We start from the raw sequence: 20,208 nt of genomic DNA, 5'->3' as shown, positions 1-20,208 counted from the left end.
TAGGTTCGGGGTGGACGCGTGGCGACACGTGCAGCTGACGAATACTAATCGATCGAGGACTTAACCAACTACGTGTTTCAGCGTTTCAACCGTCGTGTATCCAGTTTTGAGTGAACAAGCACTCTAAAAAGAGTCCAGTGATGATGGCAAAGAGGCCACACCCGTTCCCATCCCGAACACGGAAGTTAAGCTCTTTTGCGCCGATGGTAGTTGGGGGTCTCCCCCTGTGAGAGTAGGACGTCGCTGGTCTGTTTTTTTTTTTTGGTCCCGTGGTGTAGCGGTTAACATGCCTGCCTGTCACGCAGGAGATCGCCGGTTCGATCCCGGTCGGGACCGTCATTCTTATCAGTAAACACAGCGATTCTGCTGTGTTTATTTTTTTTGTCCAATAACTTAGACCAAAGCGATTCATAGCTTTATGTTCTAGATAATATATTTTGATTTACTTGCATATCTTCGCTAAACTTATGACAGACTCAATAGAGGTGACTGAAACCATGACATATACGATATACGTTGATTCGCCAGAAGAAACGGAAAAGTTTGCATTGAAACTTGCCAGCCTTCTGCAGCCTCAAGACCTTTTGACGCTTGAAGGCGATTTAGGGGCAGGGAAAACAACATTCACAAAAGGCATCGCCAAAGGGCTTGGCATAAAACGGATGGTGAACAGTCCGACGTTTACCATTTTAAAGCAGTACTCAGGCGATTTGGATTTGAACCATTTTGATGTGTATCGCCTCGAGGACAGCGAAGAAGACATCGGCTTTGACGAATTGTTCTCAAGTGAGGCTGTTTCTGTTGTTGAGTGGGCAAAATTCATTGAAGAGTATTTACCGGCAAACCGCCTGGAAATCATAATAACCCGCCAATCTGAAACAGGCCGCGTTATTGTGTTGAATCCAATCGGTGAACGCTATGAAACTGTATGCAAGGAGCTTAAACTATGATATTTCTTGGGATCGACACATCCAATTCGCCGCTTGCTGTTGCTTTGGTGAAAGACGGTACAGTGCTAGTAGAAGAAACGACAAATTTAAAAATCAACCATTCTTTAACCGCGATGCCTGCAGTTGAAGAAATGATGGCCAAAGCCAAAGTATCGCCAGCCGATTTGACGCACATTGCTGTCGCGGAAGGCCCAGGCTCTTACACAGGGGTGCGGATTGGGCTGACCATTGCTAAAACCTTGGCTTGGTCATTGAAGATTCCACTTTATATGGTTTCAAGCTTAAAAGTGCTGGCTGCCAATGGGCAGTTTTTTGATGGATTGATTTGCCCGATTATGGATGCTCGACGCGGCACCGTCTTCACAGGCGCTTATGATGGATTGAGTTTACAAGAAATCATTCCTGATCAACACAGCGACTTGAAAGAATTTCTTGAAAAACTGCAGCAATACAATAAACCGGTGTTGTTTACAGGAATAGACGTTAGTGTCCATGAGGCGACGATTCGGGAGGCAATGGGAGACAAGGCGTTTTTCAGTGCGCCTCAAAACCGTCTGCCGCGTGCGTCCAACCTGATTATGCTGGCAAAAGACAGCGAGCCGGTTGATGTGCATCAAGCGATTCCGGATTACCACCGGATTACAGAAGCGGAAGCCAACTATATCAAGGCGCAGGAAGGGCAATCCAAATGAATGAAAACGTCACATTCAGAAAGATGACAGTTGAAGATATCGATGCCGTATACGATATTGAAGTTTTGTCTTTTTCATTGCCATGGACGAAAGAAGCTTTTTTCTACGAAATGGTGGACAATAAACATGCTTATTATGTGATTGCGGAGACAGAAAAGGGCATCGTCGGCTATTGTGGGATGTGGCTTGTTATGGATGAGTGCCATGTAACCAATATTGCTATCCGCCCAGACGAGCGCGGAAAAAAGCTCGGGGAACGTTTGATGGAAGCGGCGATGGAAATCGCTAAGGAAAAGGGTGCCATGTTGATGACGCTAGAAGCAAGGGTCAGCAATCATGTGGCCCAAAATTTATACCGTAAATTAGGATTTAAAAATGGAGGCATCCGTAAGCGTTATTACTCGGACAATTACGAAGATGCTATAGTTATGTGGGTGAATTTCAATGAATAAGGATATCTTTGTTTTAGGAATTGAAACAAGCTGTGATGAAACAGCAGCTTCTGTTATTAAAAACGGAACAGAAATTATTTCAAATGTGGTCGCTTCCCAGATCGAAAGCCATAAACGTTTTGGCGGTGTTGTACCGGAAATTGCATCACGCCATCATGTTGAGCAAATAACATTGGTGATTGAAGAGGCGTTGAAATCAGCTAATCTTGTTCCCGGTGATTTAAGTGCAGTTGCAGTGACAGAAGGGCCAGGGCTTGTCGGTGCATTGCTTGTCGGCGTGAATGCGGCGAAAGCATTCGCGTTTGCCCATCAATTGCCGATTGTCGGGGTTCATCATATTGCAGGCCATATTTATGCCAACCGGCTGGAGCAGGAAATGGAATTTCCATTGCTGGCTCTGGTTATTTCAGGAGGGCATACGGAACTTATCTATATGAAAGAACATGGCCATTTTGAAGTGATCGGCGAAACGCGAGACGACGCGGCTGGGGAAGCATATGATAAAGTGGCACGGACGCTGAACTTGCCATATCCGGGCGGTCCGCATATTGATCGGCTGGCACATGCAAGCGATGAGGCTATTCAGTTTCCACGTGTATGGCTAGAGGAAGGGTCATATGATTTTAGCTTTAGTGGATTGAAATCTGCAGTTTTGAATTACATGCACAATGCCAAACAGCGTGGGGAAGAGGTCAAGCCGGAACATATTGCGGCAGGCTTCCAAAACAGTGTCGTAGAAGTGGTTACAGCAAAAGCGCTGCGTGCGGCGGAAGAATATAATGTACGGCAAGTGATCGCAGCTGGTGGAGTTGCTGCGAACAAAGGATTACGCACTTCGTTAGAAACTGCATTCAGGAAGAAAGGCATTCCTTTCTATATTCCGTCCCTTCCGCTTTGCACAGACAACGCAGCGATGATTGCAGCTGCTGGAACGGTCATGTTCGAAAAAGGGATTCGTGGAACGATGAAAATGAACGGACGCCCAGGAATGGAACTCGCATCTTGGACTAAATAAATGAAAGCTCCGGAAACCGCCAAAAGCTGGTTCCCAGGGCTTCTTTTTTTATATAATATTTCTTGTACCGAAGGCAAAAATCGATTCTTATGTCAATAGAGAACATTTGTACTTATGCACAATTTGTGAATAGTTTGTTAATAAAGTAGGATAAAAAGTGTATTATTCTACATATTGTATGCCGGTAAGGGGAAAACTATGTGGATAACATTTTATTTTTCTGTGGATAATGTGCAAAACTATGTTGATAGGCGTTCTAGCCATCAATTCCATGTGGATAAGATTGTGGAGAATAATTATTTTACAAAAAGGTATTGACCTATATATAGCGAAAGAAAAAACGCATACGGAAGTATGCGATTAAAGCTGTACCTGTTCAATTTTTTCCTGCAGTTCAAGCCATTCGTCCATTTTTTCTTCATGAGCTGCTTTTAGTTGTTCCAGCTGGTTTTGCAGAGGCAAAACTTGCTCATGGTCTTGGAATATTTCAGGCTGGCACAGCAAATCTTCAATTTCAGCGATTTGTGCATCCAGTTTTTCCAAGTCTTGTTCGGCTTCTTCTGACTGGCGCTGGAGCTGGCGTTCAAGTTTTTTTGCTTCTTTGTCGATTTGGGAAGTGGAAGCTGTAGCGGTTGTTTTAGTGACTGCAGCGGCTGGGCCTGCCTCAAGTGCTTCTAATTCCTCGAGTTCAAGTTTCTTTTCCACATAGTAATCATAATCGCCCAAATAATCGGTTGTGCCGCTTTGTGTCAGTTCGACCACTTTTGTTGCGATGCGGTTCATGAAGTAGCGGTCATGGGAAACAAACAGAATGGTTCCCGGATAATCCAATAGCGCATTTTCAAGCACTTCTTTGCTGTCGAGATCCAAATGGTTGGTCGGCTCATCCAATAGCAGCACGTTGGCTTTCTGCATCATCAGCTTCGCCAGCGCCACGCGTGCTTTCTCGCCGCCTGAAAGGGAGGACAGCGGCTTTAGCACATCATCGCCTGAAAACAGGAAACGCCCCAATACACCGCGTATGTCTTTTTCGTTGATATGCGGGTAATCGTCCCACAGTTCGTTCAGCACCAGTTTGTTTCCTTTTAGGTTGGCTTGTTCCTGGTCGTAATAGCCGAATTGAATGCCGGTGCCGTAATGGATATCGCCTGATAGGGGCTTGAGCTCTTTTATGATGGTCTTTAAGAGCGTCGATTTCCCGACACCGTTCGGTCCAACCAGCGCCAAGCTTTCCTGGCGGTACAATTTGAAAGAAATGTTCTGCGATACCGGCTGTTCGCTGTAGCCGATAGCAAGCGAGTTGACGCTCAGTACGTCATTGCCGCTTTGCTTCTCGATCGTAAAGCCAAACCGCGCAGACTTCTCGCTGCCGTCCGGTGCCTCCATCCATTCGGTCTTCTCAAGTACTTTCCTGCGGCTTTGCGCCATTTTGGTAGTCGAAGCCCGAACAAGGTTGCGCTGGACATAGTCTTCAAGTTTAGCTTTTTCGCTTTGCTGGCGTTCAAACTGTTTTAGATCCAACTCGTATTGCTTGGCTTTTTCGTCCAAATAGCGGCTGTAGTTGCCCGTGTACTTTTTGACGCGATGGCGTGATACTTCATAGACGATGGTCACCACTTGATCAAGGAAGTAACGGTCATGCGAGACGATCAAAATGGCGCCGGGGTAGTTTTTTAAGTAATTCTCGAGCCAGCTCAAGGTTTCGATGTCCAAATGGTTGGTCGGCTCATCGAGAATGAGCAGCTGCGGTTTGCTGAGCAAAAGTTTCGCAAGCAATAAACGTGTTTTCTGTCCGCCCGACAAGGAAACAATCGGTTTGTTGTAGTCGTCCGGAAAGAATTTCATGCCGTGAAGAATGGCGCGTGTTTCCGCTTCAAACTGATAGCCGCCTGCATCTTTGAAATGAACTTGCAGAAGGTCGTATTCTTTTAGAACTTTTTCGTATTGGCCCGCGTCATTATAAACAGCGGGATCCGCCATTTGCTGCTCCAGTTCGCGGAGCTTGTTTTCCTGTTCACGAAAATGAGCGAAAATCGACATCATTTCATCCCATATGGTGGCAGTCGATTCAAATGTGGACTGTTGTTCCAAATAACCGACGGTCAAGTCTTTCGGCATGATGATATCGCCGCTGTCGTAAGACATTTCACCGGATATGATTTTCAGCAGAGTGGATTTGCCTGCGCCGTTGCGGCCTACTAAAGCTACACGGTCGCGGTGTTGAACTTCCAATTTCACGCCAGAGAGAATCTCATCCGCCCCGAACGATTTATGGACTTGATTTACTTGTAAGACAATCATGTAGGTCACCTCTATTCTCTATTAGTTTAGCCCATGCGCTGCATGTGCGCAATTAGCCAAGCCTTTACATATCGGCTTGGCTAATGTAATATGAAAGCGATTTAAGACGAGCTCAGGAGGTTGCGAAAGCGTATGTTACAAGAAGCAGCAAAAATTCCTCTGGCCACTACAAAAAGACTGCCGCTATATTACCGTTTCCTTCAAAACTTCGCGAACGCCGGACAAAAACGAATTTCTTCACAAGAGTTAAGCGACGCTATGAAAATTGATTCAGCAACGATCCGGCGGGATTTCTCCTACTTAGGCGCCTTAGGGAAAAAGGGATATGGATATGATGTGCAGGAACTTCTGGCTTTCTTCCGGAAAACACTGGACCAGGACGAAGAAACGAATGTGGCATTGATCGGTGTGGGGGGACTTGGCAGCGCTTTTTTAAAGTACAACTTCCATCGGAACCACAACACCAAAATCATTGTGGCGTTTGATTCGAACAGCCCGCACGAAGGCGAGAAAATCAGTGGAATCGATACCTTCCATCCCGATGAAATCGAAGGGAAGATCGAAGAATACGGCATAGAGCTGGTTATCTTGACGGTGCCTTCCCGCTCAGCGCAGGAAGTGACCGACCGGTTGGCGAAAACCAACATCAAAGGCATTTTGAATTTTACACCTGTGCGGATTTCCGTGCCGGACCATATACGGGTACAGACCATTGACTTGTCAGTGGAACTGCAGACCTTGATTTACCAGATCAAGCAACATTAAAAAACCTTTCCCGTTTGCGGGAAAGGTTTTTATTATGGCTGTATGTTCTCAAGTTGTTTCAGGAATTCTTCGATTTTATCCATATTCAATTGAATGAGCATAACATAGCCGTTCAGCATGATATGGGCGATAATCGGCGTAATGATGCGCTTTGTTTTTTGGTACAAAAATGCGAGCACCAACCCTGTTGTGAAATACAACAGCAAGTGCATGAATTCCATGTGGACTAAGGCAAACACCAAGGCGCTGACGGCGGTGGCAATAAAGAAATTGGTCGTCTGGTTCAAAGAGCCGAAGATAACGCGGCGGAAGACCAGTTCCTCAAGCACTGGGCCGAACAACACTACTGCGACAATTGTAAGCGGAACAACTTCAGCAATGCTCACAAGGGTTTGGGTATTCGCGGAGCCAGGATCAATCCCGATGGCCATCTCAATATAAGCGGCGAGCGTCTGGCCGACAAGGAGCATCAGAAAGCCGAGCAAGCCCCAGCCGATGGCAGCCGGAATACTCGTCTTTTTGCCTTTCCAAATATCAAAGAATTTCCGGTCGCGGGCGATGACGATCAAAGTGACAAGAAACCCGATGGCCATTGTGATGACTAGGAGCCAGCCGGAAGTGGAGATTTGTGCTGTATTTTCATCAAGTCCTTGGTTTCTGAAATAATTGAATGTGGGAACGACCACCAAAATAGGCGACAACTGTACAGCGATGAAAATAAGCAATACATAAAGCGGTGTCCGCTTGGCGGTTCGTTTTGTTTTTGAAGACGCGCTGTTTGTTTTCATATCCGTATCCTTTCGTTTTGCATTCCTCTTTCTATTGTAGAACTTTCAAAACAGGAGCGCAAAGATATGTGAATTTTAAATGTTCTCGCTTGCAAAACAGAGTGGATTTTATTAAACTGAGAATTGGGTTAGCACTCAAGACATGAGAGTGCTAATGTAGACTATTCAATTAATTTTAGGAGGGTGTTTCAATTGTTGAGACCTTTAGGAGATCGTGTAATTATTGAGCTCATCGAAGCGGAAGAAAAAACTTCAAGTGGGATCGTGCTGCCGGGTTCGGCTCAGGAAAAACCACAAGAAGGCAATGTAATCGCTGTTGGTAATGGCATTATCCGTGAAAACGGCCAGCGCACTGAATTGGACGTCAAAGAAGGCGACCGAATCATCTTCTCTAAATATGCAGGTACTGAATTGAAATATCAAGGAAAAGAATATTTGATCCTACGTGAAAACGACATCTTGGCTGTTTTAGGCTAATACTTCTTACTAAAATGAAATGAGTGATATTGCGCAAAACTGCTGCGCTTTCCGCGGGCTCGCGCCAAGCCTCCTCGTCGCTTCGCGACTCCGGGGTCTCGGCTGACTCGCTTTCCCGCAGGAGTCTCCGCAGTTTTGCTCCATATCTTCTTTAGAAATATCATTAAAAGATATATTATATTTTTTCAATAGACAGAGGAGGATATTACAAATGGCAAAAGAGATTAAGTTTAGCGAAGATGCACGCAGTTTGATGTTAAAAGGCGTGGATAAGTTAGCAGATGCGGTTAAAGTGACACTTGGGCCGAAAGGGCGCAACGTTGTTCTTGAGAAGAAATTCGGTTCACCGCTTATCACGAATGACGGTGTAACGATCGCAAAAGAAATCGAACTTGAAAACGTTTTTGAAAACATGGGCGCAAAATTGGTTGCAGAAGTGGCTTCAAAAACAAACGATATCGCTGGTGACGGTACGACAACTGCAACGGTTCTTGCACAGGCAATGATCCGTGAAGGATTGAAAAACGTTACAGCTGGTGCAAACCCAGTGGGCATCCGCCGCGGGATTGAACTTGCAGTAGCTTCTGCAGTAAATGAGCTAAAAGCGATTTCCAAAGAAATCGAAGGAAAAGAATCAATCGCACAAGTTGCGGCGATTTCATCTGGAGATGCTGAAGTCGGCAAGTTGATCGCTGAAGCGATGGAGCGCGTTGGAAACGACGGCGTTATCACATTGGAAGAATCACGCGGATTCACAACTGAACTTGATGTAGTGGAAGGGATGCAGTTTGACCGCGGTTACCAATCACCATACATGGTGACGGATTCTGAAAAAATGGAAGCTGTCCTTGATAACCCATTCATCCTGGTAACTGACAAGAAAATCAACAACATCCAAGAAATCCTTCCAATCCTTGAGCAAGTGGTTCAACAAAGCAAGCCGTTGCTGATCGTTGCTGAAGACGTTGAAGGCGAAGCGTTGGCTACACTTGTGGTCAACAAACTTCGCGGAACGTTCAATGCTGTAGCGGTTAAAGCTCCAGGATTCGGCGACCGCCGCAAAGCGATGCTTGAAGATATTGCAGTTCTTACAGGTGCTGAAGTCATCACTGAAGACCTAGGCCTAGATCTGAAATCTACAAACATCATGCAGCTTGGACGCGCAAGCAAAGTTGTCGTTTCGAAAGAAAACACAACAATTGTTGAAGGCGCTGGCGATACTGAAAAAATCGTTGCACGCGTTGGCCAAATCCGCAGCCAATTGGAAGAAACAACTTCTGAATTCGACAAAGAAAAACTGCAAGAACGCTTGGCGAAACTTGCTGGCGGCGTAGCAGTGATCAAAGTCGGAGCGGCTACTGAAACGGAATTGAAAGAGCGCAAACTTCGCATCGAAGACGCGTTGAACTCAACTCGCGCAGCAGTAGAAGAAGGAATCGTAGCTGGCGGTGGTACTGCCCTAGTGAACGTCCACAACCGTGTGGCTGAACTTCTTGAAACCGAAGAAGGCGACGCTGCAACAGGCGTGAAAATCGTCCTTCGTGCACTTGAAGAGCCGGTTCGCCAAATCGCGACAAACGCTGGCCTTGAAGGCTCCATCATCGTTCACCGCTTGAAGTCAGAAGAAGTCGGCATCGGCTTCAACGCTGCAAACGGCGAATGGGTGAACATGCTGGCTGAAGGAATCGTTGACCCGACTAAAGTTACGCGTTCAGCACTTCAAAACGCAGCTTCTGTTGCGGCCATGTTCTTGACGACTGAAGCAGTCGTTGCAGACATTCCAGACAACACAACTGTAGCACCAGGCATGCCTGATATGGGCGGCATGGGCGGCATGATGTAAGTAATCACCCCTTCTATAAGAACTTCTTCTCACTGAGTGAGAGGGAGTTCTTTTTTGATTTATATTAATCTCAATTAAAGGAGCTAAAACATAATTTCTAATGCACTCATATAACAAAATATTAAATTAATTTTTCGAAATGTATTGTAATAGAATGCATCCTTTGTTAGTGTATTAATCATATCAAATTACTCGACATTATCTATTGAGTATAAAATAATTCTTATCTAGAGAGGTGGAGGGACTGGCCCTTTGAAGCCTCGGCAGCGGAACTAATTGGAAAAATCCGATTTGAAACTGTGCCAAATCCAGCAGGTGCTGTCTCTATGCACTTGAAAGATGAGAAGAGCCGATCCGAGAGTCCCTCTTCTTATTTATGGAGAGGGGCTCTTTTCTATTCGATCAATCAAAAAACCAAAGTAACTCTGGCAAGAAGCTTGAGATTGTGGAAGGTATTCAATCATCAGAATGGACTACATGATTTTCGGCTTGGAAACCAGCAGCTTCTGTGGAGGACTTGATAAAATGGGGGAATTGATGATTTTCAAACTTATAAAATGAAATTCTAAAAATTGATCCACAAGCATTTACCTTCTAAAAGTCTTACTGTCCTGCAAATAATTTTGATTTGTCCGAGACAGGAAGAAATCATAACAAACAAGGAGAGATAACAGATGAAAAAACGTTTACTCAGTGCATTAGGGGTTTCACTTTCTCTATTATTAGCGGGTTGCGGAAATGGAGATCAAGCTTCTGGAGAAAGCAATAAAGAAGTTAGAGTTGGATTCGGAGTTGGCACTTACGAACAACAATTCAAAGAAGGCATCCTGCCTATCCTGGAAGAGAAAGGCTACATAGTTGATATGACGACATTTTCACAAAATATGCAGTTGAATCCGGCTATGCAAGAAGGTTCAATTGATGCGAGTATTTTTCAGAGTACAGCTTATATGGAAGGCATGAATGAGGAATTAGGCATGAATATGACAGGCATTGTTTTTGTGCCGAGTGCTCCCCAAGGGCTATATTCCGAACATCATCAGTCACTGGATGAAGTGAAAGACGGATCAACAGTAGGGGTACCGAATGATCCAGTAAACCAGGAAAGAGCAGTGCGTATCCTTGAGGAGTTAGGATGGGTGACTGTCTCAGAAGATGCCGGTGTTACTGATTTTAATCTTAACAGTGTTGAACCAGCTGATTACGACATTGACATAAAAGTATTAGACCCTGCTCAAATTCTAGTATCACTTCAGGACCTTGACTTTGGAGTGGTAAATGGCAATTATATTGCTAATGCTCCGGATAGAAAAATTACAGATGCCTTAAAGATTGAAAATACACCTGAACAGCACCGTATCATTGTCTCTATCGAAGAAGAAAATAAGGATACAGAATGGGCGAAAGATTTAAAGGAAGCGTATGAATCAGATGAGTTTAGGGAATATATTGAGTCAAATGAACAGTATGATGGGTTTATTATGACAGAGGCATGGAATTAAAAACGAAACAAGAACAAAGAGAAAGGTGAAGTGGACATGGATCTCACAACAGCTAAGACCTTTGAAGAGAGTCTGCATATATTAACAAATACGGTTGCCTCATTTTCAGAGAGAGCAGCCCAAAACGATCTTGAAGGAAGGTTTCCATTTGAGAATTTTGCAGATCTGAGAAAAATCAATTATCCTTCATTGACGGTTCCAAAGGAGTATGGGGGACAAGGAATTTCTTTATATGAACTATTGCGGTACCAAGAAGTTATCAGTAAGGCAGACGGATCAACCGGATTATCGATTGGCTGGCATATGGGAATCATTCAAGATTTGGGAGAAACAGATAGATGGAAAGATTCCGTACTGAAGAGTTTATTTGATGATGTAAAAGAAAATGGAGCATTGATCAATAACTGTGCAACAGAAAAGCAAACAGGAAGCCCGACAAGAGGAGGGAAACCTGCAACAACTTCCAAGAAGGAGGGGCGGCACTGGGTTATCAATGGCAGGAAGACGTTTACCACAATGGCTCCAGTATTAGATTATTTTAACGTAACAGCTGTGATTAAAGAGACAGAAGAAATTGGATGTTTTCTCATTCCGAAATCAAAAGCGGGAGTGGAAATAGAAGAAACTTGGGATAGCGTGGCGATGAAAAGTACCGGGAGCCATGACTTGATATTAAATGACGTGAAGGTTGAGGAAGACGCTTTAGTTGAAATTCTTGAACCTGGCCAGAAGCGGGCATCCGGATGGCTGCTTCATATTCCGGCATGCTATCTTGGAATTGCGCAGGCAGCACAGGATTATGCAATCAGTTTTGCCAAAGAATACTCGCCAAACAGTATTAACGGCCCAATCATAGAGCTGCCGAACGTTAAGCAAAAGATAGGGCAGATTGAATTGGAATTAGTAAGAGCAAGGCATTTTCTGTATTCTGTAGCTAAAAAATGGGATGAGTCGAATGAAGATGAAAGATCAAAGATGACGCCGGAATTAGGGGCAGTTAAGGTAGCCGTCACAAATTCAGCCGTCACTATTGTTGATTTAGCTATGAGGGTAGCGGGTGCCCACAGTCTATCAGAAAAAACACCGCTGCAAAGATATTACCGGGACGTGAGAGCAGGCCTTCATAATCCGCCTATGGATGATATGATTCTTCCGTTGCTTGCTGAATCTGCGATTGAGAATCAGACTTTGGAAAAAAACTTAAGTGAACAAGTTATTAAATAGCAACTAGAAGCTATAACGTTTATTCTCCTCTTTTATTCTTTCAGCACTATACTCTTGTGGAGTCTAAAGTTGTCTAAATAAAATTGATTGAATAGGGGTTACTATTCAAAAGCCTTTCAGCCAGAGGTTTTCCACAAGTTCTTTGAACTTTTGGAAAGCCTCTTTTTCGTTTCGCGTATGTTGAGTTCAAATGTGAAATGTTTTTGTCTTCGTAATTGATCATGGTCTAAACATTTCTAGATAGACATCACTGGCGCTTGTAAAAGGGAAAGCTTGTTGTATATGATCGAGGTATCAATTATTCATAACGAACGATCATGCTGCAGGATACGAAGACTTTCCTCAGTTATATTGGCTAAATGCAAGTGTTCATATAAACTCGACTGTTTATAGTACAATTCATTAATACAAGGATTAGAAAAAATCGGAGGCAGCAGTGTGGATACAATCACGCATACCTTATTCGGACTCACATTGTACGGAACAGTAGATAAAAGAAAAATGGATCCAAATCATAAACGCGCTTATTTGCTGACAGCGGTAGGGGCGAGCTTGATTCCTGATATCGATGTGGTTTCCCGTTTGTGGGATACTGCAGGGCAATACCAGATGTGGCATCGAGGCATCACACATTCTATTTTTCTGACACCGCTATGGGCAGCCTTGCTCTTTTTGATTTGTATGGCCGTTTTCAAAACAAAAGATAAAAAGCTGTTTTGGCTTGGCTGGCTCGCTGTGGTTATTCATGATACCAGTGATCTGTTCAATGCCTGGGGGACAGGTTATCTGGAACCTTTTTTAAATACTCGCATTACGTTCGGGACCATTCCCATTATTGATTTTGTCTTCTGGGCCATTATGGGGACTGCTTTTGTTTTATCGAAAAAAAACAAGCCAAAGTCGCCTTACTACTTTAAAATGGCTTGGGTGTTTATGAGCCTTCACCTTGTTATTCAAAGTGCCCAAGGGTTCTTCATCTACAATCAATATGATGAAAAATATGATCAGGTTGCTCTTTCTGCTGATTTTATTCCCTGGACCTATTCAGTCGTTGTGAAACAGGGGGATACCGTGACTATTTTTCAGGATAACCTGTTTCAGGAAGAAAAGGAACGATATGTTTTGCAGTCCAACATAGATGCGGATCTTGATTATTTATTCTCCCAGCGCCCTGCAGCCAAAACACTCTATGAATGGTCGCCTTTTGTGGTGGTAGTGGATGATGGGAAGAGATTGGGGTTATATGATCCGCGTTTTTACCGAAACGGGCAGTCGTTCCTATTTGAATATATTGAGAGATAAATCCAGCAGAATCATCTAATGATGATTCTGCTTTTCAAGTTTTCCAGCCCGCGCCGCTTTTCACAAACGGCCGGCTCATGTAAACTAGTTAAGTTAAGAAAAGAGAAATGATCTAACAGATAGAGTTTATATCTTTTAATATCAACACATATAGATTAAGGGTTTTTGAAAGGATTGGAAGTTGAACATGAAAGAGAATTTTTGGCGTGATTTGCCGCGGCCGTTTTTTATACTGGCACCGATGGAAGAGGTCACGAATGTGGTTTTCCGGAAAGTGGTGGCGAAAGCGGCACGGCCGGATGTGTTTTTTACAGAGTTCACGAACACGGAAAGTTACTGCAACCCGGATGGGGTTTTCAGCGAAGAAGGGCGATTGACGTTTACAGAAGATGAACAGCCGATCGTGGCGCATATATGGGGAAACCAACCCGAGCAGTTCCGGGAGATGAGCATCGGGATGGCGAAGCGAGGCTTTAAAGGAATCGATATCAATATGGGCTGTCCGGTAGCAAACGTAGCAACGAAAGGCAAAGGCAGCGGCATGATTCGCTTTCCGGATAATGCGGTGGAAGTCATCCAGGCCGCAAAAGCGGGCGGATTGCCGGTCAGCGTGAAGACCCGGCTTGGCTATACCGATGTGGACGAGTGGAAAGGCTGGCTGTCGCATGTTTTGAAGCAGGACATTGCCAATCTGTCGATCCATCTGCGCACGAAAAAAGAAATGAGCGCTGTGCCTGCGCACTGGGAACTGATACCGGAAATCAAGGCATTGCGGGATGAGCTGGCGCCGGATACACTTTTGACAATCAATGGGGATATCCCGGATTACCAAACAGGCATAGAGCTTGCCGATAAATACGGCATTGACGGCGTCATGATCGGGCGCGGGATTTTCCAGAATCCTTTCGCTTTTGAAAAAGAGCCTCGAAAGCACAGCACGGAGGAATATCTCGAGCTCCTGAAACTGCAGTTGGATCTGCACGATCAATACTCTACAGAAACCAATCCGCTGCCGTTCAGGCCGTTGCGGCGTTTCTTTAAGATCTATGTCAGCGCAATCGAGGACGCCGATGAACTGAGAAATCGATTGCTGAAGACGGAATCGACGGATGAAGTGCGGGAATTGCTGCAGGAGTTTGAGGAGAGAATTGCAGTAGGTTGAAATGATGCTTTGTAAAGCTAAGGCTGCTTCCTAAAACGGGAAGCAGCCTTTTTTAGTTTCTCTAAAAATCTGCGTTTTCTAATATACCATGTAAATTTACGTGATTTTAACAGTTTTCCTACATTAGGATAACATGGACTCCTTATACTGAAATTTGTGTGGTTAATGAACATTTGAAATTTCAAGTAAAAAAGGAGAATCATAAAAAATATGAGATATGTGAAAAAGAAATCAGTAGCACTATTAGCAACGTTAGCAATGGCGTCTTCTGTGCTGCCTGTACAGGCAGCGAGCACAAATTCGGTTGCCGAGCGGAACTTGCCAAAAACTCAAATGCAAACTGGCGTTGGCTATGGCTCACATGCGCAAACCGTAGTTCTATCAAAAGATGCTCACAAGTTCTCAAAACCTTCAAAGCCGCAAGGGACTGGTGGAGAAATCAATACAGATGCTCCTGAAACGATACTGTCCGCAGTGGACCACGGTGCAAATGCCAATGATCCGATCTTGAAGAACATTGCTGCGACAAATCCTTTCATCAATATTCTGGATGGTTTTGATTCAATCTGGTCATTGAACCAGCCGGATTGGAGAGACGGAACCGCGCTAACCCTGCCAGGGGCAAGTGGCAAGGTGGCAAACTACGGCGACGGACCGACCGTCTATTTTGATGGCTATAAAAACGACGCGACGAAAGCGGTCGCAGACAAGAAAACCTATGCCAACGAAGAAATCAGAGATGCAGCGACGTGGGAAGCCAATATCAAATATGTAGAAGACGTGACTCAAAACCGGACAGACGAAGAAGCGCTGGCGGCTTATTACGATGATCAACGAGACAAGATCTACAGCATGATGGAAGCTTACGGGCCTTTGGCGAATACATACGCAGAAATCGTTAACCCGGTCACAAGTGTTGTACGGACAAAAGAGGATATGAATAAAGTGTTGGAAGAAACGACTGTTGAAGACGAAAGCCAAGGAATGGGGCAATGGGAAGGGACGGAACTTTCCGATGCGATGGATTTGGTTCATTTGATCCGATTCAGAAATCCTTCCTCGTCAAACCCGTCGAAGTACTTTTATTCTTCCCCAAGACCGTACCGGATGAACTCCAATGGTGAAGTGAAAGAAGTAGTTGATGCGAACGGTCTGCCTATCTGGGAAACGATCGGCAGCGGCGAAAGCAAAACAGAAGCCTTGCCTTCAGGCGGTAAAAAAGAGACTGGGGAACGGCATTACCAGCAATACGAAACAGATGTGGAAGTGATTCCCGCATTGGAATACGTGAAAAGAAAAGCTGAAGATGGCAGAGGAAAAGATGGAGCGTTCCCAAGCGGACATACCAGTGCAGCTTATTTGTCGACATTCGGTTTTGCCTACGCGACACCGGAGCGATATGCTGAGTTTTTAACACGAGCGGCTCAAATGGGCGAAAACAGAATCGTGACCGGGATGCACTCGCCGCTTGACGTCATCGGTGCAAGGATCCAATCGACAGCCATGACGGCGTTCGCCTATAGTCTTCCGGAAAACCAAGAAGTATTGGATAAGGCATATGAAAACACCGGCGAGGTATTCGGTGAATTGGCCGAAGCAAATGGAATGAACTTGTACGAATATGCACATACGGTAACAGAGGATTATACGTTTGAAAGTGCGTACGACGAAGAAAAATGGGAAGACCACGAAGCGAACAAAGCGTTTTACCGTGAAAAACTGACCTATGGTCTGCCACAGACCGGAACAAAAGGGTTGTCCCCGGTCGTCCCTAAAGGTGCGGAAGTTTTACTGGAAACCCGCCAGCCTTATTTGAGGGACGAGCAACGCAGAGAAGTATTGTATACCACTGAAATTGACTCCGGCTACCCGGTAATCGACGAATCGAATGGCTGGGGAAGACTGGATCTGGTCACTGCAGCTGATGGCTATGGTGCATTCTTAAGCAACGTAACTGTCGATATGGATGCTTCAAAAGGAAGATTCAACGCCCATGACTGGTGGAGAAACGATATCACTGGCAGCGGCATGCTTACCAAGCAAGGGACAGGAACGCTTACATTGACAGGAGATAACAGTTATAAAGGCGGCACATTGCTGCAAGGCGGGACGCTGGAAGCTGCTTCTGCAACTGCTTTTGGTAAAGGCGATCTTTATGTAGAAAACGGCACGGTCCTCGTTAAAGCAGATGAGCCTTTGCAGGTAAACGGCAATTTCACAATGGAAGCCGGAAACTTGGATATTAAAATGCATAACGGCAAGAGCCAAGTGGATGTCGAGGGACTGGTATACCTTGAAGGCGGAAACTTGAACTTGGACCTTTCAGATTACGAAATCGAAAAAGGCAATAACATTACGTTGATGACTGCCGACAAAGTAAAAGGAAAATTCGATAGCGTAACGGCTGATGGCTACAAGGTGACAGTGACTTACAGAAATAATAGTGTGGTTGCGCATATTAAAGCGGAAAAATAACATTTGGCAATTCGGAAGCTGTCGGCTGGTGTCGGCAGTTTTTTTTATTTGGTGGAGATGAAGTTAAATAAATTCTTATAAAGTTAGTTTTAAGTGACTTAGAGAAGTCTTTAGTAAAAATAAGTACTTGAAATAAAAATGGTGCTGTTTATTTAAAAAGCACCCGATATAAAACGATAGAAAAATATTTAAAGATGCTAATAAATTTAGCAAATATAATATTTCAAAAACTAGATTTTATCATATATTCAAAGATATATTTCAATTTTATATATTAATGTTATTGTTTGTTATTTAATAAGTTAAACTTAATTGCATAGAAAAATAAAAAATTATAAACTGGAATTTTTTATCAACTATCAAGGCAAAATATAAAATAAAAGGAGAAACTAAATTTGAAATTAAGAGAAATAGAAATCAAAGGTTGGCGATCGTTTTCTCAAACAGGAATAAGATTAAGTGATCTGAAAAAAATCAATCTTTTAATTGGACCGAATAATTCAGGGAAAACAAATATTCTAAGGTATTTCAATAAATTAAAAAAACTATTTTATGAAAAAGATTCACCTGAATTAATATTACACTCTTCAATCAATGTGGAAGAAACATGGATGAATTTATCTGAAGATGTATGTTGTAAATTTCAATTTGAAGTTGGTGGTGCTATTCACGAATTCGAAAATTTGGGAAGTGTTAGAGGGAGAACGAATAAATTCATTATAGATGGATATGAAAACATTAAAACTTTTAATACTTGGAGAAAATTAATTTTAGATACAATTCGGATTTTCTCAGATGTAAGAGGTTATCAAAAAAATACCGCTGGTATTCTGGAACCACATTTAGAAGGTGTTAGAGTAGCGGATAGAATTTATTATAAAGGAACTCGAGATATAGAATGGTACAAGGGATATCAGAACAAAATGTCAAGCTGGCTGTCATCTTTACTGGACGCTGATGTAAAGTTAGATATTGCGCTTATCAATTCAAAATATCAGCAGTCTCCCTATGTGAAAGATAATATTGTTGAGAGAGAAAATGAAGTTGTTATTCAAGGCTTAGGACCAACCTTTGAACATGCGAAATTTGAAATTAAGATAAAGAGAGGAAGTACCATAATAACGCAAGAGCCACATGATTTAGGAATGGGTGTTCTTCAATTTATTTTAATATTATCTGCGCTGTATGAACAAAAGGACTTTAATAGAATAGTTTTTATAGAAGAACCTGAAATTAATCTACATGCTAAATCAATAGTTGATTTAATAAAAATATTGGAGAATGATGTCGCTTTTGAAAAACATCAATACTTTTTTATTACACATTCAAATTCTATTTTAGATAGAATAAATGAGAATTTTTCAGTTCAAAAATTCAGTATGGATGCAAATGGTGCTACTGAAGTAACCTCTTGCACTAACACAATTGACAATTATAAAATTTTAGATTTACTGGGGGTTAAAGCTTCGCATTTACTACTATCAAATCTTGTTATTTGGGTAGAAGGGCCAAGTGATCGAATTTATGTGAAAAAGTGGATTGATTCATATGCTGCTCAAAAAGGAAAAATATTTGAAGAAGGTAAACATTATAGTTTTGTTTTCTACGGTGGAGCGCTTTTGGATCATTATACTGTTCTTAAAGAGGAGAAAGATGTAGATAATTTAATTGATTTTCTTAAAATAAGTAGATTTTCTATTATTATTTGCGATAGTGACTTAGGCAGTTCAAGAAGTGAATATAAGAATAGAGTAAGAAAAATTAAAGAACGTCTTGATGAGAGAACAGAGTTAGAAGGTTATGTTTATCAATGGATAACAGATGGCAGAGAAATTGAAAATTACCTACCTAAAGATTTATTAACTAGAGTAATTTATGAAAAAATTCCTCATAGAAAGCATTTTCGGTATGATAAAGAAAAACGTATTCATTATTTTGATGAACCAAATCCAGAAATGGTAAGGCGAAGAGATTTTAATCTCTCATACTCCTTTGATGAATTTTTTTCACTTATGTATATTCGTGAAAAGGAACTAGGAGATGATGATCTTGAAAAGGCTATTATTAAAACGGTATCTAGAAGTTTTGATAAGATTGATATTGCAGATAAAGCAACCCAATTGTGGGATGAGATGAAAAATAATAATCCCAGTTTAGATTTACATATGGAGAAAGTTATAGAACTTTTAATTGCTGCAAATGAGTAAAATTTTATGTGGGAGCTTATAGTAATCTAAAAATTTTTTAATTAGCTAATCTGAGGATATGAAAGGAGAATATTTGTCAGGAATTAAATTCTATTTTGAGTATGATATTGCCATTGGATGGGAATTAGAAAAATCAATGAGGAAAGAATAGAAGATAAATGAATGAATTGATATATAAGAGTTCACTCCTTGAATAGGAGGCTTTAGACGTTTATTAATAATATACCCATTCATGCTATAATAAGGCACTTAGGATGATTACGACTTTGCTCATAATTGAACGGACGCCCACAAGCCTCCGCCTACCAATAAACTATAGAGGTGTAACAAAATGAATAAACGATGGACGTACGCTGAAATTCAAAAATTTGTTGAGAAAAACTCCGATAGCAAATTATTATCAACGGAATATCATGGATTTTCACAAAAGCTGCTATTCAAATGCTCATGCGGCAACAACTTCGAAAAAACATTTACAAAGTTCAACAAAAACAACCAACGCAAATGCGACGTATGCCAACCGCCAAAAGAATCGCGCGGCGCGAAGTAAACAAGCAAAGCCCCAATTTCCTATTTAGGAAGTTGGGGCTTTTTTTATTTTATGTAGATATGGAGCAAAATAGCGGAGAAAACCGTGTGCTCCTGCATCGCTTCGGCCAAATGCCGTTCGGCCGATACTTTCCTGCGGGACAGTGAAGTGCCGAAATCCACTCGGGCGCGAGTCAAGATTTGACCGAAGCCCGCGGAAAGCGCAGCTATTTTGCGGAATATCAGGACCACAAAAACTCTCCTACAAAACCGCCTGAACAAAAAACTGCGACTGCACATAATTGTACGTTATCTTGGAAAAGTCGAAAGGCTGGCCGTTGGTTAAATGGAAAATTGATTCCACGTATAGCTTCGGGTCGCCTTTTTCCAGCTCCAAGTATTCCGCTTCTTCTTCGGTCAGTTTATCGACATGAAGGAACATATCTGTGAAGCCAATATTCAACCCCAATCCTTCCGTAATATAGTCGAAGATCGACTCCGTGATAATTTCTTTATTCAAATAAG

18 protein-coding genes, 1 tRNA gene, 1 rRNA gene and 1 riboswitch are annotated in these 20,208 nt (G+C 42.7%); of the genes, 16 read left to right on the top strand and 4 right to left on the bottom strand.

What is annotated here, in order from left to right; all coding sequences use genetic code 11:
- The first annotated feature begins 133 nt into the window (after positions 1-133).
- From rrf to tsaD, 6 genes are all read left to right on the top strand, one after another.
- Positions 134-249: ribosomal RNA gene (gene rrf, locus FQV28_RS07830) — 5S ribosomal RNA — on the top strand.
- Positions 250-263: 14 nt separating this feature from the next.
- A tRNA-Asp gene (locus FQV28_RS07825) sits at positions 264-336 on the top strand.
- 161 nt (positions 337-497) lie between these two features.
- On the top strand, positions 498-950 hold the full coding sequence (tsaE, locus tag FQV28_RS07820; protein WP_146495264.1) for a tRNA (adenosine(37)-N6)-threonylcarbamoyltransferase complex ATPase subunit type 1 TsaE: 453 nt from the start codon (positions 498-500) through the stop codon (positions 948-950).
- The gene (gene tsaB / locus FQV28_RS07815; RefSeq protein WP_146495262.1) at positions 947-1,642 is read left to right on the top strand and encodes a tRNA (adenosine(37)-N6)-threonylcarbamoyltransferase complex dimerization subunit type 1 TsaB; all 696 of its coding nucleotides are present in this window, start codon (positions 947-949) and stop codon (positions 1,640-1,642) included. The genes tsaE and tsaB overlap by 4 nt, the downstream gene beginning before the upstream one ends.
- Positions 1,639-2,094, top strand: coding sequence for a ribosomal protein S18-alanine N-acetyltransferase (gene rimI / locus FQV28_RS07810; protein ID WP_146495260.1), 456 nt, complete (start codon positions 1,639-1,641; stop codon positions 2,092-2,094). Before tsaB ends, rimI begins: the two co-directional genes overlap by 4 nt.
- Positions 2,087-3,109, top strand: a complete 1,023-nt coding sequence (tsaD, locus tag FQV28_RS07805; RefSeq protein WP_146495258.1) for a tRNA (adenosine(37)-N6)-threonylcarbamoyltransferase complex transferase subunit TsaD — start codon at positions 2,087-2,089, stop codon at positions 3,107-3,109. The genes rimI and tsaD overlap by 8 nt, the downstream gene beginning before the upstream one ends.
- A gap of 360 nt (positions 3,110-3,469) precedes the next feature.
- Here tsaD and FQV28_RS07800 read toward each other — a convergent pair whose 3' ends face one another.
- Complete coding sequence (locus tag FQV28_RS07800) at positions 3,470-5,410, bottom strand: ABC-F family ATP-binding cassette domain-containing protein (RefSeq protein WP_146495256.1); 1,941 nt, start codon at positions 5,408-5,410, stop codon at positions 3,470-3,472.
- Between the two features lie 132 nt (positions 5,411-5,542).
- Here FQV28_RS07800 and FQV28_RS07795 point away from each other — a divergent pair, with 132 nt between their 5' ends.
- A complete protein-coding gene (locus FQV28_RS07795) occupies positions 5,543-6,175 on the top strand; it encodes a redox-sensing transcriptional repressor Rex (protein ID WP_146495254.1) in 633 nt (210 codons plus the stop codon).
- A 32-nt stretch (positions 6,176-6,207) separates the two neighbouring features.
- Here the strand turns inward: FQV28_RS07795 and FQV28_RS07790 are convergent, their stop codons facing one another.
- Positions 6,208-6,963: a CPBP family intramembrane glutamic endopeptidase gene (locus tag FQV28_RS07790; RefSeq protein WP_146495253.1), complete on the bottom strand. Its 756-nt coding sequence runs from the start codon at positions 6,961-6,963 to the stop codon at positions 6,208-6,210.
- 192 nt (positions 6,964-7,155) lie between these two features.
- Between FQV28_RS07790 and groES the strand changes: the two genes are divergently transcribed.
- The 9 genes from groES (at position 7,156) to FQV28_RS07745 (ending at position 19,705) form a co-directional block, all read left to right on the top strand.
- Positions 7,156-7,440 (top strand): co-chaperone GroES, encoded by a 285-nt coding sequence (gene groES, locus FQV28_RS07785; RefSeq protein WP_146495251.1) that lies wholly within the window; start codon positions 7,156-7,158, stop codon positions 7,438-7,440.
- 211 nt (positions 7,441-7,651) lie between these two features.
- Complete coding sequence (groL, locus tag FQV28_RS07780; RefSeq protein WP_146495249.1) at positions 7,652-9,283, top strand: chaperonin GroEL; 1,632 nt, start codon at positions 7,652-7,654, stop codon at positions 9,281-9,283.
- Between the two features lie 220 nt (positions 9,284-9,503).
- Positions 9,504-9,629, top strand: a riboswitch (SAM riboswitch).
- A gap of 328 nt (positions 9,630-9,957) precedes the next feature.
- Positions 9,958-10,785, top strand: coding sequence for a MetQ/NlpA family ABC transporter substrate-binding protein (locus FQV28_RS07775; RefSeq protein ID WP_146495247.1), 828 nt, complete (start codon positions 9,958-9,960; stop codon positions 10,783-10,785).
- 36 nt (positions 10,786-10,821) lie between these two features.
- A complete protein-coding gene (locus FQV28_RS07770) occupies positions 10,822-12,009 on the top strand; it encodes an acyl-CoA dehydrogenase family protein (protein WP_146495245.1) in 1,188 nt (395 codons plus the stop codon).
- A 438-nt stretch (positions 12,010-12,447) separates the two neighbouring features.
- On the top strand, positions 12,448-13,311 hold the full coding sequence (locus FQV28_RS07765; RefSeq protein ID WP_146495243.1) for a metal-dependent hydrolase: 864 nt from the start codon (positions 12,448-12,450) through the stop codon (positions 13,309-13,311).
- Between the two features lie 187 nt (positions 13,312-13,498).
- Positions 13,499-14,473, top strand: coding sequence for a tRNA dihydrouridine synthase (locus FQV28_RS07760; RefSeq protein WP_146495241.1), 975 nt, complete (start codon positions 13,499-13,501; stop codon positions 14,471-14,473).
- 210 nt (positions 14,474-14,683) lie between these two features.
- Positions 14,684-16,948: a phosphatase PAP2 family protein gene (locus FQV28_RS07755; RefSeq protein WP_146495239.1), complete on the top strand. Its 2,265-nt coding sequence runs from the start codon at positions 14,684-14,686 to the stop codon at positions 16,946-16,948.
- 395 nt (positions 16,949-17,343) lie between these two features.
- The gene (locus tag FQV28_RS07750) at positions 17,344-19,155 is read left to right on the top strand and encodes an ATP-dependent nuclease (RefSeq protein ID WP_146495237.1); all 1,812 of its coding nucleotides are present in this window, start codon (positions 17,344-17,346) and stop codon (positions 19,153-19,155) included.
- 331 nt (positions 19,156-19,486) lie between these two features.
- Positions 19,487-19,705 carry a hypothetical protein gene (locus tag FQV28_RS07745; protein WP_106532346.1) on the top strand — a complete coding sequence of 73 codons (219 nt, stop codon included), beginning with the start codon at positions 19,487-19,489 and terminating at the stop codon, positions 19,703-19,705.
- Between the two features lie 44 nt (positions 19,706-19,749).
- Here the strand turns inward: FQV28_RS07745 and FQV28_RS07740 are convergent, their stop codons facing one another.
- Both FQV28_RS07740 and FQV28_RS07735 read right to left on the bottom strand, forming a co-directional pair.
- Complete coding sequence (locus tag FQV28_RS07740; protein WP_146495235.1) at positions 19,750-19,935, bottom strand: hypothetical protein; 186 nt, start codon at positions 19,933-19,935, stop codon at positions 19,750-19,752.
- Positions 19,936-19,945: 10 nt separating this feature from the next.
- Positions 19,946-20,208, bottom strand: a 263-nt coding sequence (locus tag FQV28_RS07735; protein WP_146495234.1) for a UTRA domain-containing protein, incomplete at its 5' end; no start/stop codon positions are given.

It is taken from the genome of Planomicrobium sp. CPCC 101079 (assembly GCF_007859275.1).
GTDB lineage: Bacteria > Bacillota > Bacilli > Bacillales_A > Planococcaceae > Planococcus.
The sequence above is the reverse complement of the archived record's forward strand: the minus strand, read 5'-3'. Positions and strand labels throughout refer to the sequence as shown.